Source organism: Paenibacillus sp. FSL R5-0912, assembly GCF_000758605.1.
Lineage (GTDB): Bacteria > Bacillota > Bacilli > Paenibacillales > Paenibacillaceae > Paenibacillus_AQ.
Map to the genome: position 1 here is coordinate 646099 of NZ_CP009282.1, position 12814 is coordinate 658912.

Consider the following 12814-nt stretch of genomic DNA (forward strand, 5'->3'; position numbering starts at 1 on the left):
CAAGAGGAGCAGAAGTCCCATGAACAGCGATATTCAACAATTTAAGACGGAATTCTTCAAGGCGCTGGCTCATCCGATGCGGATTCGCATTCTGGAGCTGCTCAGTGAAGGCGAGAAGAATGTGAATGAGCTGCAGGCGATCCTCGGCTCGGAAGGCTCTGCCGTATCCCAGCAGTTGGCCGTACTCCGTGCCAAGAACGTAGTGGCCAGTGTCAAGGAAGGAACCACCGTAATTTATGCCCTCAGAGATCCTCTCATCAAAGACCTTCTGGCTGTAGCCAAACAAATATTCGACAATCATCTTGTAAACACCATCTCCCTGCTTGAAGGCATCCGCAGCGAATGACCCCGGCTTCCCGGGGGGCTGATTACCCCGTTGACAAGAACGGCAGGCAGGAGTAATGTGAGTCTTATATTCAAATAATCAGATATTCAAAGAAAAGAAGGTTAAATGATGACAGGGTGGGGCCGTTTTAAAGGCTATAATATTGCTTCTCTGCGTAAGGATATTATTTCAGGGACGATTGTCGGCGTGATTGCCATCCCCTTGGGGATGGCATTTGCTATTGCCTCCGGTGTCAAACCGGAGTACGGAATTTATACGACCATAGTAGCCGGTATTCTCATTTCCTTATTCGGCGGTACAAAGTTTCAGATTGGCGGGCCTACGGGTGCGTTTATTCCTATTTTATTCGCTATTGCCATGCAGTATGGATACGAGAATCTGCTGATTGCCGGAATGATGGCTGGGGTCATTCTCGTGGTGATGGGCGTTCTGCGGCTCGGGGTGCTGATCAAGTTCATTCCGAAGCCGGTGACAATCGGGTTCACGGCAGGAATTGCCGTTATTATCTTCAGCGGGCAGATTGCCAACTTTCTGGGTCTTAGGGATATGGAGCGGCATGAGAGCTTCCTGGACAATATGAAAGAGATCGGCGCCCATATCTCGACAATCAATCTGTACAGTATCCTGACAGCAGCGATTTGTCTGGCTGTCGTAGTGCTGGGGATGCGCTTCGCGCCGAAGGTGCCCGGTTCTCTGATCGGGCTATTGTGCGCTACGATTATTGCTGCTCTATTCTTCAGCGGCAAGGTGACTACGATCGGTTCAGCTTACGGGGATATCCCCAATACACTGCCGAGCTTTCATTTCCCTGTCATTACCTGGGAGAAGATCAGACTGCTTATCCGCCCGGCCTTCATCATTGCGATGCTGGGCGCCATTGAGTCGCTGCTGTCCGCAGTAGTCGCCGATGGCATGTCAGGCAGCCGCCATGACAGCAACCGCGAGCTGGTCGGCCAAGGGATCGCCAACATTGCTGCGCCGTTGTTCGGCGGAATACCAGCGACCGGAGCGATCGCCAGAACGGCCACCAATATCCGCAGCGGTGCGGCTTCGCCGCTCTCCGGTATCATTCACGGCGTTGTTGTGTTTCTGATTCTGCTGTTATTCGCACCCTATGCTTCCAGCATTCCGCTGGCCGCGATGGCCCCGATCCTGATGGTCGTGGCCTGGAACATGAGTGAACGTAAGGAATTCCTTCACCTGCTTAAGCTGAAGACGGGGGATTCACTGGTGCTGTTCATTACCTTCCTGCTGACTGTGTTTGCGGATCTGACGCTGGCGGTAGAGGTGGGGCTGGTGCTTGCGGTGATACTCTTCGTGAAGCGTATGGGAGAAGTACACATGGTCTCCAAAGTGCTGCCGGACCCTTCCTCCGTGAAGGTTGAGGCACATATGGTGACGGACAGCCACGATTGTCCGCAGATCGGAATCTATAATGTCGAAGGACCGCTGTTCTTCGGAGCCGCCTACCGCTTCGACAGTACCATGCCGGGACTTGGGCCGGATCAGCCGAAGGTCATTCTGCTTCGCATGGGGAAGGTGCCGCTAATGGACACCACCGGTGAAGCCAATCTGGCCGGTCTGGTGAAGCAGCTGCACGCGGATGGCGGAAGACTGATGATCTCCGGTATCCAGAGCCAGCCGCTGGATCTGCTGAAGAAGACAGGTCTGTATGACAGAATCGGGGCTGCCCAGTTCTATGATCATACAGGGGAAGCGATCAATGAAGCGCTGGGAAGCATTGATTACAGCCGTTGCCTGGGCTGCAAGCATGCTGCCTTCAGAGAATGCAGTGCATTCTCAGGGCTTGATGAGGCCTACCCGCGCAGCGCAGCCTTCAAAGGGCGTACTCCGGCTGTCGCCAGGAAGCTGAGCGGCGGGGTGTAGATAACGGAACCCGTTTCCTGCTGATACAGACTTAACATTAATAACATCAATAGCAACAGCTCCAGCCCGGACATTTACGCGTCCGGGCTGTTTGTATAGCTGCCGCATACAATGTTGGACTAAGCGGTTCCATATTTGTACAATTAGAAGAGTGAAAAGACAATTGAAGTGTGTACATAGCTGAACTATATAACAAGGTAAGGAGATTATCCTCTCATGAAGGAACTGAATTATTCGAAGGTATTTATACTACTGGTTGGAATGACGGCAGCGACACTTGCCGTATATCGCGTAGTTTCGCTGCGGACGGATACGTTCTATGCTTTTCTGCTCTGGAATCTGTTTCTGGCTTGGGTGCCGTTCTTCTTCTCCATGGCCGCGCATGAGCTGGATAAGCGGAAGATCGGGGGGCTGCTGATTCTGCCGCTCGGTATAGCCTGGATGCTCTTTTTCCCGAATGCGCCCTATATTATGACTGACCTCGTGCATTTAACCATCCGCAAAAGCAAATACATCGTCGGCGGGACGATCCAGAACCGGTACTGGTACGATCTGACCACCCTGCTCTTGTTCACCTGGAGCGGCTGGCTGACCGGATTCTTCTCCCTGTACCAGTTCCAGCATGTGATCTACCGCAAGACCAATGGGGTGCTGTCCTGGATCTTCGTGCTGTTTGCCTGCGTAATGGGCGGTTATGGCGTTCTACTGGGCAGAGTCTACCGCTTGAACAGCTGGGATGTGCTGACAGACCGCCATCAGCTGTATCAGCTGGTGATCACCAGTCTGAACCAGCAGTCTGTATTCTTCAGCTTGTTCGTAGCCTTTGTGCTGCTGGTGATTTATGCTACGCTATATTGTCTGCTGAACGGTCTTGCCAGCGGGAGCGGCAAAGCTTATTCGAAGGGCGGCAGAAGATGATCTTCAGCGTAAAGGTTGGAATCTTGCTCCGGATCTAGTTCCAGTTCCAGCCCGGGTCCTGGGTGATACTGATAACGTGCAAGGTCAATCACTCCTCGCTCGTCAATAACAATCCCTTCACCCAGCAGATACAGCTGCTGCAGTGAGCCGGATTCGTCTTCGGTAAGCGAGATCATTCCTTTGGAATTGATGACCCTATGCCACGGCAGCTTATACTTCCTGCTCATGGAGTGCAGAATGCGCACTACCTGCCTGGCTCCCCGGGGACTTCCGGCCGCGCGGGCGATTCCACCGTAGGTCATGACGGCTCCTTCCGGAATGGACTGAATAATGGTGATCACTCTTTTGGTGAATGGTGTCATGTACAGGCTCCTTTGTCTGTAATAGAACTATCCGCTGTATGTACTTAGGACAACCATAACATAAAGCGCTGCATAGAGCATCTGCCGGGATGGAGCAGTTGCGATAGCCTGATAATAGTTCTCCCGGTCCTGCCCTGCCAAGCCTCTGTCTGCACAGACAGGGGCTTTTTGCTGTTCGTTGCCTAAGCCTGAGTTCTTCCTCTACAGCATAATTATGGCGAATAGGAGTTAGAGAGACGGGGGATAATCAGAGCAATAGAAATGCGACAGGGGTGACTGCTGTGAAGAGTAAGGATGCTGCAATGAATAATGAATCTGCCGGCAAAATATCTTCTTACCAGCCGCTGAGTCCTTCGCTGGATGATACGATAGCGCTGTTCCGGAGGATATTTAACAACGACGGCACCCTGAGGGTCCGGGTCATTGAGAATAAACACGGCGTACCGGTCCGCTGCGGTTTAATCTACGTGGAGGGAATGATTGACCGGGATCTTATTCAGAATGGGATTACTAAGCCGGTGATGAACTATGAATTCTCAGAGAAAGAGAGTGGAAATCCTGCCGAGCTGATGGAGAAAATCCGTATGGAAGTTATCAATATCAGTGACATTATGGTCTCTACGGAGCTGGAAGAACTGGTCGGTGCAGTAGTGAGCGGGAAGACCGTATTTCTCTTAGACGGCTATGCCGGGGCGCTCAATATCAATGCCCAAGGGTGGGAGACACGCTCAATAGCAGAGCCTGAGACGGAAAAAGCGGTGCGAGGTCCCAGAGAAGGCTTTACCGAATCGCTGCTCGTTAATCTTACCCTTATCCGCCGCAGAGTGCAGAACTCTGATTTGAAATTTGTCTTCACCAATATCGGAACACGCAGCAAGACACAGACCTGCATCTGCTACATGGAAAGTTTGGCCTCCCCCGACATTCTTAAGGAGCTCTATACACGTCTGGAGCGTGTGGAGATTGACCATTTATTGGATACAGGCTATCTTGCCGAGCTTATCCGCGACGAACCCTATTCACCCTTCGAGCTGATCGGCAGTACTGAACGGCCGGACTCTGTAGTTGGCAAGATTATGGAGGGAAGAATTGCTCTTCTCATTGAGGGGACTTCCTTTGTATTAACACTGCCGTATGTGTTTGTGGAGAATTTTCAGGCCAGCGAGGATTATTATATTAATTATTATTTTGCCTCCTTTAACCGGCTGCTTAGAGTACTTGGAGCCTTCATGTCGGTCAGCATACCCGCCGGGTATGTTGCACTGGTTACCTATGCTCAGGAGATGGTTCCGACGCAGCTGCTGTTAAGCATTGCCAATGCCAGGATGTCAGTGCCTTTCCCTACGATAGTTGAGGCGATAATTATGCTTACAATCTTCGAGGTACTGCGGGAAGCGGGAGCCCGTATTCCAACCTCCATTGGCCAGGCTGTCAGTATCGTAGGAGCACTGGTTCTGGGTCAGGCTGCTGTTGATGCGCGAATTGTCAGTGCACCGATGGTTATTGTCGTGGGATTAACGGGAATCACGACACTGCTCAATCCGCGGCTGACCGGACCGCTAATTATTGTCAGGCTGGGACTGCTTCTGGTGACCTTTTTCCTGGGGATATACGGATATTACTTCGGCCTGCTCGGCCTGGTGATTCACCTGATGAGCATGCGCTCCTTCGGGGTTCCCTACATGCTCGGAGTAGGCTCCATCCGTCCGCAGGATATTAAGGATACAGCCATTCGGGCGCCATGGTGGGATATGTACCTGCGTCCCGCAATGATTGGAGCGCGCAATATGAGGCGGCAGCCATCCAAGAAGCCGGCAAAGCGGTCATGAGGATTTTGCGCAGAATGCTGTCTGTTCAGATCTCGCTGCTGCTGCTGCTGAGCATCACCGGGTGCTGGAATTATACTGAGGTTGATGATATGGCCATTGTAGCTGGAGTAGCGATTGACAAGAACAAGGAGGACGGGAAGCTGCAGCTTACAGCAGAGATAGTTGATACCACTGGCGGAAAGGACAGGAATCAGTCCGGATTCAGGATGTTAAGTCTCAGCGGTGATACCATGTTCGAAATTGTCCGCAATATGATTTCCTTGACTGGCAAGAAGCTATTCTGGAGCCATTCGAAGAGCATTATCGTCAGTAAAGAGATTGCCCGAGACGGCCTAATTAAAGCGTTGGACTGGTACAGCAGAGATACGGAAACCCGGTCAGATGTATTCATATTTGTCTCGGGCGAGAAAACAGCACATGAGGTGCTGGATTTGAATAAAGCGACGCAGACCGTGCTGTCGTTTGAATTGGCCCAGATGATGCGGGACGAGAAGCATGTCGGCTCAGCACCCGTTGTAGAAATATGGGATTTCATTGATAAGTTAGAGACAGTGGGCAAAAGCGCCATAGCTCCCATTATCAGCATTCATGATGAGAACGGGAAGAAGACCGAACGCGTGGACGGCACCGCCATATTCAAGAAGGATAGAATGGTAGGAAGTCTGAACGGTGATGAGACGAAGAGCGCACTGTTTGTAAAGAATAAGATACAAGGAGGAGTGCTGGAGGTGGGTAATAAAGACGGAATCCCTTCGTACTCTCTGGAGATCTTAGGAAGCCGGACCAAGCTGAAGCCTAGAATCGTCGAGGGTAAGGTGCTGATGCAAATTCATACAGATACCCAAGTGGGGCTGGATGAAGTGATGACACATGAAGGCTTCCAGAAGGATGAGACGACCCAGGATATTGAAGCGAGGGCTAGTGAGCAGCTTCAGACGAATATCCTCGCTGTAATCCACAAGGTGCAGCAGGAGTACGGGGCCGATATCTTTGGCTTTGGTGAAGTGATACATGCGTATCATCCCAAATTATGGGCTGAGATTAAGGGGCAATGGCCGGAAGAGTTCGTCCAGGTGGATGTGACAGTCCGTTCAAAAGTTACCATAGAGAGCAGTGCCAAAACCAAGCGGGCCATCAAGCGGGGGGATTAGCCATGGCTATCTACCTTATAGTCATCTATTCGGTTATTGCTGTACTTGACCCTTACGGGCTGCTAAAGCGGGGGATGAAACGTGATTTCTACGTATGCTCCGTGCTGTGCCTGATATCCTTCTCTCTGGCCTTCGCGCTCGCGATGCATTGGGAGATCCCCAGTCCATCACCGGTTATCGTAAATCTGATAAAAAAACTGTACTGAAGCACGCTCCAGAAGGAGGAGATCACATGAGCAAAGAGATCATACCAGCGGGCCAGGCCATTAGCATAACCGTACAGTTTATTATGGGTAGTTCATTATTCATGGGCGTGGCCGGGCAGTCCGGCAGCAGCAGCTGGATTGCCCTGATTATAGCCATAATACTGGCTGTGCCGCTCATGCTCATCTACGCGAGGCTTCATGTCCTGTTTCCGGGTAAGAATCTGTTTGATATGCTGATCGAAGTATTCGGTCCTATTGTTGGCCGGCTGGGTTCCTGCCTGTACATCTTCTACGCGCTGCATCTGGGGGCGCTTGTGCTGCGGAATTTCGGGGAATTCAGCAAGACGGTTGCCTTAACCTCAACGCCGATGATCGCTCCTATGCTAATGATCGGACTGCTATGCGTCTGGGTAGTCATTGCAGGAATAGAGGTGATCGGCAGAAGCGCTAAATTCCTGCTGCTGTTTAGTTACATGGTGATTATACTGATCCAGTTCCTTTCGGTTCCTAAATTTGAGTTCCATCATCTTTTGCCGCTGCTGGACCGCGGATGGAGGCCTGTCTTTGGAGATGCAGCAGGAGCATTTACGTTTCCATTTGCCGAGATTGTGGTCTTTCTGGGCGCCTTCAATGTGCTGCCTGCCAAAGGCTCCGCCAGACGGGTGCTTGTAAGCGGAACACTGATTGCGGGAATAACTATAATTATAATTACTTTCCGTAATTTACTGGTGCTGGGTCCTGATATTATGTCAAGTCTGTATTTTCCCTCGTATGTGGCTATCAGCAGAATTAACATTGGCGATTTCCTGACCAGAATTGAGGGCTCGGGGGCCATAGTATTTGTAACCACGATGTTCATTAAAGTCAGTCTTTGCCTGTACGTCACCTGTATTGGCTTGGCCAGAGTTTTCAAATTGAAGAGCTACCGGTCGGTGGTGCTGCAGATGGGACTTATCATGGTCTATCTATCCGATTTCATTTACACGGATATTATGGATATGCAGTATTTTGCGTATCATATCTATAAGATATACGCACTCCCGTTCCAGGTAGTTATTCCTGTAATTCTATGGATTACTGCGGAGATTCTCTCCCGGGGAAAGGGGCGCAGGCTTGCGGCTTCCCGGCAGCAGTAGCCCGCAAGCGCTGAAGAACAACGTTTAACACGTTTTGAGATAAGATACTTAACTTAGGCGTTATTACCCTTAGTCCCACATTGTGGGGCTATTTAATGTCCAATGATTTAGAATTTAGCTATAATGAGAGGCAGAGACTAACGTTTGAGAATCAGAGGGGGATTTTGGAACTGCAGGAGCGGAAGCGACCGCCTCTATACAACAGGTTAACGAAAGGCGTGAGAATAGATGAGTGTGTCCAGCATCGTAATGTCCTCGCATTGGGGCAGGGAGGTCAGACATAAGTATGTTGTGCAAGGCTCCAAAGCGCTGGTCGTGGTATTTCCGGGACAGAATTATTCTGCCGAGCGGCCCCTGCTGGAATATGCAGGCAAGCTGGCCCGTGAATACGGCTGTGATCTGCTGCTGCTGGAATATGGATACCAAAGTGCACGGATGGCCTTCAAACGTGAAGAGATCGATATTGTCGCAGAAGAATGCAAGGTGGCACTTGCTTCGCTTCCGGAGTATGAGCAGCTGCTGTTCATCAGCAAGAGCATGGGGACCGTTATCGCCGGTAAGGTGGCTTCAGAGACGGGAATGGGGGAGAAGATATCCCAGCTGTTCCTTACTCCGGTAGCTGAAAGTATCCCTTACATTAAGCAGAGCCGGGGCAGCGTTATTTACGGCGGGAGTGACCCGATGTTCACCGAGCAGCATTCCACCGAGCTCAGCGGCTTGAAGCAGGTACGGGTGTACAGAATTGATGACGCTAACCATTCTCTGGAAGTGGGCAGTGTCAATGAATCGCTGGCCGTACTGCTGGTCATTATTAATTTCTATCATGAGTTTTTCCGCGATTCACTTTAAGGGAGAGATAAAAACATGATTACAGAAGCGGCAATGCTGCAGGTGAAGCCGGGACTGACCCGGCAGTTTGAACAGAGCTTCAAGGAGGCCTCTCCGCTGATTGCCTCGATTGATGGTTATTTGGGGCATGAGCTCCAGCACTGTATGGAGGATGACCATAAATATCTGCTGATTGTCAGATGGCGCAGCCTGGAGGATCACACGGTGGGATTCAGAGAATCGGCCCAGTATCAGGAGTGGAAAGCGCTGCTGCATCATTACTACAGCCCTTTCCCGGTAGTGGAGCATTATACCCGGATCAATCTGGACTAGAGGAAAGGAAGAGCGGATGCTGGGGAAAATAATTGGAAAAGGCCGGACTGCGGAAGTCATGGAGTATGGCGAAGGAAGGATTCTTAAGCTCTACCTGGATGAGGTTCCGGAGCATCATGTGGACTGGGAATACGACATCAGTACATATGTCTTTGAACAGGGAGTGCGTACCCCGCAGCCGGTTGAGCTTGTTGCGGAAGAGGGCAGGAAGGGAATTGTGTTCCAGCAGATCCATGGTCCTTCGCTGCTGAAGCTGATGGGTGCCAAACCTTGGCTAATCTCCAGCTACGCGAGGCAGATGGCGGCTCTTCATTACAGCCTCCATCAGCTTGCAGGCCCGGGTGAAGCTGGAGAACAGAAACAGCGGCTGAAGCAGAATGTTATTGCTGCACCTATGCTTAATATGGAAGAGAAGGCACCTATTCTATCTCAGCTGGAGCTGCTTCCGGACGGGAACAAGCTTTGTCATGGGGATTTCCATCCGGACAATGTGCTGATGGACGGGCAGCTGTGGGTCATTGACTGGATGACTGCCGTTTCGGGAAATCCTGCGGCAGATGCTGCGCGGTCCGTAGTCATGTTCAGTATAGGTGCCATGCCTAAACATGCCTCTTTGTTCACCAAAATGTTCTTAGGCTTCGCCAGAAAGCGGATGACGAGTCAATATACCCGTGAATATGTGAGACTATCAGGGCTATCCCTGGCAGACATTGAAGCTTGGATACTGCCGGTAGCGGCCGCACGGCTGGTAGAGTGGCTTCCGGTACCTGAGAAGGAGCAACTGGTCCGCGAAATCCGCAAACGCCTGAGAGCAATGCCGCCCGCCCAATAATCTTCAAGAGAAAGCAGGTACGCTTATGAGTACATACATTGCACTGCTGCGCGGGATTAATGTCGGCGGCAACAAGTTGATCAAAATGCAGGAGCTTAAGGCAATGTTCGCAGAGCTCCAGTATGAGAATGTACGGACTTATATCCAGAGCGGAAATGTTGTATTTGAGAGTGAAGAGTCTTCCGCCATCCGGCTCTCTGAGGTGATCAGCCAGCGCATTCAGGAGACCTTCGGATTCGGGGTGCCCGTGATCATCCGTTCCCTGGAGGAACTGGAAGCGGTCATTGCCGGCAATCCTTTCCCGCTGACGGAGCCGGAGGAATTCAAACGTCTGTACGTTTCGTTTCTGGACGCTGAGCCTTCGGCTGAGGCGCTGGAGATGATTCGTCCCTATGAGGATGGAGCGGACAGGGTGCGGGTGGTCGGTAAAGAAATGTACACCTACTATGAGGTGAGTGTAAGTGAATCGCCGCTCTTCAAAGTACAGTTCGACAGACTGCTGGGCACAACCCTCACCGCACGCAACTGGAATACCCTTGGTAAGGTGACAGCATTGGCCCGCAAGCCGTAGCTTGAGGATTTCGCACTTTGTGCTTTATTTTATAACCCCGCTTCCGTTATTACGGTGCCGCTCCTGAAGCATGGACGGCGAAGCGGGGCTGTTTGCCGTTCATTTGTATTAGGCCAGTGTTTCAGCAAACATTCAGCCTGATTTCATTATGAGTTAAGGTAAGGATGCAATAATACACCTATACAAAGATAAGGCCGGTCAACAAGGCGTCTTACCGGATGTCAAGAAGAACGGATGGGAGTGGATGAATCAATGAAATTACTGAAAAGGCTGGGTTCAGACGTTGTATTGCTGGGTATTCTGCTGCTGGCGGCGGTTCTGTACGGGTATGGAATCTGGAATGATCAATATGTCAATACGTACTACACTACCGCAGTAGGGAGCATGCTGCAGAGCTTCCATAATTTCTTCTTCGCCTCCCTTGACTCGGCAGGGTCAGTGACTGTCGATAAGCCGCCGGTAACGTTCTGGCTGCAGACATTAAGCGCGCTGATCTTTGGCCTGCATGGCTGGAGTGTCATACTGCCGCAGGCACTGGGCGGTGTAGGCTCTGTATTCATTGTCTATCTGCTTGTGAAGCCTACCTTCGGCCGGGCAGCGGCACGGCTCGCGGCGCTGGCTATGGCGGCTACACCGGTAGCAGCGGCGGTAAGCCGCACGAACAATATTGACGCGCTGCTGGTGTTTACTTTGCTGCTGGGGGCATGGTTTCTGTTCAGAGGCATCAGAATGCACAGGATGGGCAGCTTGCTCGCTGCATTCGGGCTGATTGGTGTAGCCTTCAATGAGAAGATGCTGCAGGCTTATATGGTCGTTCCGGCATTCTATCTGTTCTATATCTTGGCGGCCAAGGTCAACTGGAAGAAGAAAACAGGCACTTTGGCAGCCTGCACCGCAGTGCTGCTGGCCGTTTCGCTCTCATGGGCAGTAGTCGTAGATTCCATTCCTGCGGACAAACGTCCTTATATCGGAAGCAGCGGAACCAACTCTGTACTCAATCTGGCCTTTGGATATAACGGTGTTTCCCGTTTGACCGGTGACCGAGGGACTGGCGGTGGCGGAATGCCAGCAATGAATGGGGAGATGCCTGGATTTGGCAGTGAAATGCCGGCAATGAATGGAGCCGGCGGTTCGTGGGCTGCTGCCGGGCAAGAACAGGTGCAGAGCCAGGATTCTGCGGCCGGGGATGATCAGGGCCGTGGCAACAATGGAGCCGCCCCAGGCCAAGGCGACGGAAGCCGGGAGCCGGCTGCCGGACAGGATGGCGGAATGCAGGGACAAGGTGGCGGAAGAGGGTTTGAAGGAGGTGGTCCCGGGTTTGACGGCGGTGCCGGCGGTCAAGGCGGCCCAGGCGGCCCAGGCGGAATGAATGGCGGAGGCGGGATGTTCAACACAGGTACAGCCGGCCCGCTGCGGTTGTTCCAATCCGAATTATCCGGTCAAGCCAGCTGGCTGCTGCCGTTCGTGTTGTTTGGCTGCATCGGAATTTTTGCCAGCCTTCGCCGCAAGAACTTCACCCGGAAGCATAAGGAGGCCTTGTTCTGGCTCGCCTGGCTGGTGCCGGTGATGGGATTCTTCAGTATCGCAGGATTCTTCCACCAATACTATCTGATCATGATGGCTCCGCCGGTTGCGGCGCTGGCAGGTGCAGGCTGGTCGCAGCTCTGGAGCTATTACAAGGAACGTGCGACCAGGCTGTCCTGGCTGCTTCCCGCAGCGGTACTTGCTACCACGGTACTTGAGGTGTATATCATACATCCTTATGACGATACCATCGGCAGCGGCTGGTCTACCGGTGTTCTGGCAGCGGGCGTTGCAGTATCGGTACTGCTGGTGATCCTGCGGATGCTGAAAGGCACCATAGTTAAGCAGTCTCTGGTGCATGCCGCGGCTGTAACAGGACTTCTCGTGCTGCTGATTGGCCCGCTCTACTGGGCGTTTACACCGATCATATACGGCAATAACAGCATGACTCCGGCAGCCGGCCCGGACAGCAGCGGCTTTGGCGGTATGGGCGGCAGGAATAGTGCTACAGGAATTAATGAGAATCTGCTGGCTTATCTCAAGGAACATAACACCGGTGAGAAATACCTGTTCGCAGCGATGGATTATGGAACAGCTGGTGCTTATATTATCGACGAAGGCGAGTCAGTGGTTATCCTTAACGGATTCAACGCCTCGGATGTACCGTATACAACAGATTCACTGAAGGCATTGGTGGAGAGCGGTCAAGTGAAGTACTTCCTGGTATCCAGCGGCGGTATGGGCGGAGGACGCGGAGGCGGCAGCTCTGAAATTACTTCCTGGATCACTGATAACGGGACTGAGGTTCCTTCCGCAGACTGGCAGGGAACACAGACTGGCGGCAATGGCGGAACATTATACGAAGTAACCCTTAATTAAGTTACTACATCA

The 12814-nt window shown here is 51.9% G+C and carries 13 protein-coding genes; 12 read left to right on the forward strand and 1 reads right to left on the reverse strand.

Translation table 11 applies throughout. The annotated features are described in order from the left end of the window. The first annotated feature begins 19 nt into the window (after window positions 1-19). From R50912_RS02840 to R50912_RS02850, 3 genes are all read left to right on the forward strand, one after another. On the forward strand, window positions 20-346 hold the full coding sequence (locus tag R50912_RS02840) for an ArsR/SmtB family transcription factor (RefSeq protein ID WP_039306638.1): 327 nt from the start codon (window positions 20-22) through the stop codon (window positions 344-346). Between the two features lie 108 nt (window positions 347-454). Then, window positions 455-2233, forward strand: a complete 1779-nt coding sequence (locus R50912_RS02845) for a SulP family inorganic anion transporter (RefSeq protein ID WP_042232285.1) — start codon at window positions 455-457, stop codon at window positions 2231-2233. 216 nt (window positions 2234-2449) lie between these two features. Further along, the gene (locus R50912_RS02850) at window positions 2450-3151 is read left to right on the forward strand and encodes a DUF1361 domain-containing protein (RefSeq protein WP_042232287.1); all 702 of its coding nucleotides are present in this window, start codon (window positions 2450-2452) and stop codon (window positions 3149-3151) included. Here R50912_RS02850 and R50912_RS02855 read toward each other — a convergent pair. Then, window positions 3127-3513: an MGMT family protein gene (locus R50912_RS02855; protein ID WP_081956354.1), complete on the reverse strand. Its 387-nt coding sequence runs from the start codon at window positions 3511-3513 to the stop codon at window positions 3127-3129. The genes R50912_RS02850 and R50912_RS02855 overlap by 25 nt on opposite strands. 281 nt (window positions 3514-3794) lie before the next feature. On the opposite strand from R50912_RS02855, the gene R50912_RS02860 reads away from it, so the two are divergent. The 9 genes from R50912_RS02860 to R50912_RS02900 all read left to right on the forward strand — a co-directional run bounded on the left by R50912_RS02860 (window position 3795) and on the right by R50912_RS02900 (window position 12802). Further along, a complete protein-coding gene (locus R50912_RS02860) occupies window positions 3795-5342 on the forward strand; it encodes a spore germination protein (RefSeq protein WP_197073028.1) in 1548 nt (515 codons plus the stop codon). 14 nt (window positions 5343-5356) lie between these two features. Then, window positions 5357-6493: a Ger(x)C family spore germination protein gene (locus R50912_RS02865; RefSeq protein ID WP_042232289.1), complete on the forward strand. Its 1137-nt coding sequence runs from the start codon at window positions 5357-5359 to the stop codon at window positions 6491-6493. Between the two features lie 2 nt (window positions 6494-6495). Further along, window positions 6496-6699 carry a hypothetical protein gene (locus R50912_RS35495; RefSeq protein WP_042232292.1) on the forward strand — a complete coding sequence of 68 codons (204 nt, stop codon included), beginning with the start codon at window positions 6496-6498 and terminating at the stop codon, window positions 6697-6699. Between the two features lie 26 nt (window positions 6700-6725). After that, window positions 6726-7835, forward strand: a complete 1110-nt coding sequence (locus R50912_RS02875) for a GerAB/ArcD/ProY family transporter (protein ID WP_042232294.1) — start codon at window positions 6726-6728, stop codon at window positions 7833-7835. Between the two features lie 228 nt (window positions 7836-8063). Continuing rightward, window positions 8064-8684: a BTB/POZ domain-containing protein gene (locus R50912_RS02880; RefSeq protein ID WP_042232296.1), complete on the forward strand. Its 621-nt coding sequence runs from the start codon at window positions 8064-8066 to the stop codon at window positions 8682-8684. Window positions 8685-8699: 15 nt separating this feature from the next. Next, window positions 8700-8996, forward strand: coding sequence for an antibiotic biosynthesis monooxygenase family protein (locus tag R50912_RS02885; RefSeq protein ID WP_042232297.1), 297 nt, complete (start codon window positions 8700-8702; stop codon window positions 8994-8996). 16 nt (window positions 8997-9012) lie between these two features. Continuing rightward, complete coding sequence (locus R50912_RS02890; protein WP_042232299.1) at window positions 9013-9828, forward strand: phosphotransferase family protein; 816 nt, start codon at window positions 9013-9015, stop codon at window positions 9826-9828. A 25-nt stretch (window positions 9829-9853) separates the two neighbouring features. Continuing rightward, window positions 9854-10399: a DUF1697 domain-containing protein gene (locus R50912_RS02895; protein WP_042232302.1), complete on the forward strand. Its 546-nt coding sequence runs from the start codon at window positions 9854-9856 to the stop codon at window positions 10397-10399. Window positions 10400-10651: 252 nt separating this feature from the next. Next, the gene (locus R50912_RS02900; RefSeq protein ID WP_042232303.1) at window positions 10652-12802 is read left to right on the forward strand and encodes an ArnT family glycosyltransferase; all 2151 of its coding nucleotides are present in this window, start codon (window positions 10652-10654) and stop codon (window positions 12800-12802) included. Window positions 12803-12814 lie beyond the last annotated feature (12 nt).

Coding starts and splice junctions, on each gene's coding strand:
- R50912_RS02840 (WP_039306638.1), top strand. CDS start 20: ATGAACAGCGATATTCAACAATTTAAGACGGAATTCTTCAAGGCGCTG.
- R50912_RS02845 (WP_042232285.1), top strand. CDS start 455: ATGACAGGGTGGGGCCGTTTTAAAGGCTATAATATTGCTTCTCTGCGT.
- R50912_RS02850 (WP_042232287.1), top strand. CDS start 2,450: ATGAAGGAACTGAATTATTCGAAGGTATTTATACTACTGGTTGGAATG.
- R50912_RS02855 (WP_081956354.1), bottom strand. CDS start 3,513: ATGACACCATTCACCAAAAGAGTGATCACCATTATTCAGTCCATTCCG.
- R50912_RS02865 (WP_042232289.1), top strand. CDS start 5,357: ATGCTGTCTGTTCAGATCTCGCTGCTGCTGCTGCTGAGCATCACCGGG.
- R50912_RS35495 (WP_042232292.1), top strand. CDS start 6,496: ATGGCTATCTACCTTATAGTCATCTATTCGGTTATTGCTGTACTTGAC.
- R50912_RS02875 (WP_042232294.1), top strand. CDS start 6,726: ATGAGCAAAGAGATCATACCAGCGGGCCAGGCCATTAGCATAACCGTA.
- R50912_RS02880 (WP_042232296.1), top strand. CDS start 8,064: ATGAGTGTGTCCAGCATCGTAATGTCCTCGCATTGGGGCAGGGAGGTC.
- R50912_RS02885 (WP_042232297.1), top strand. CDS start 8,700: ATGATTACAGAAGCGGCAATGCTGCAGGTGAAGCCGGGACTGACCCGG.
- R50912_RS02890 (WP_042232299.1), top strand. CDS start 9,013: ATGCTGGGGAAAATAATTGGAAAAGGCCGGACTGCGGAAGTCATGGAG.
- R50912_RS02895 (WP_042232302.1), top strand. CDS start 9,854: ATGAGTACATACATTGCACTGCTGCGCGGGATTAATGTCGGCGGCAAC.
- R50912_RS02900 (WP_042232303.1), top strand. CDS start 10,652: ATGAAATTACTGAAAAGGCTGGGTTCAGACGTTGTATTGCTGGGTATT.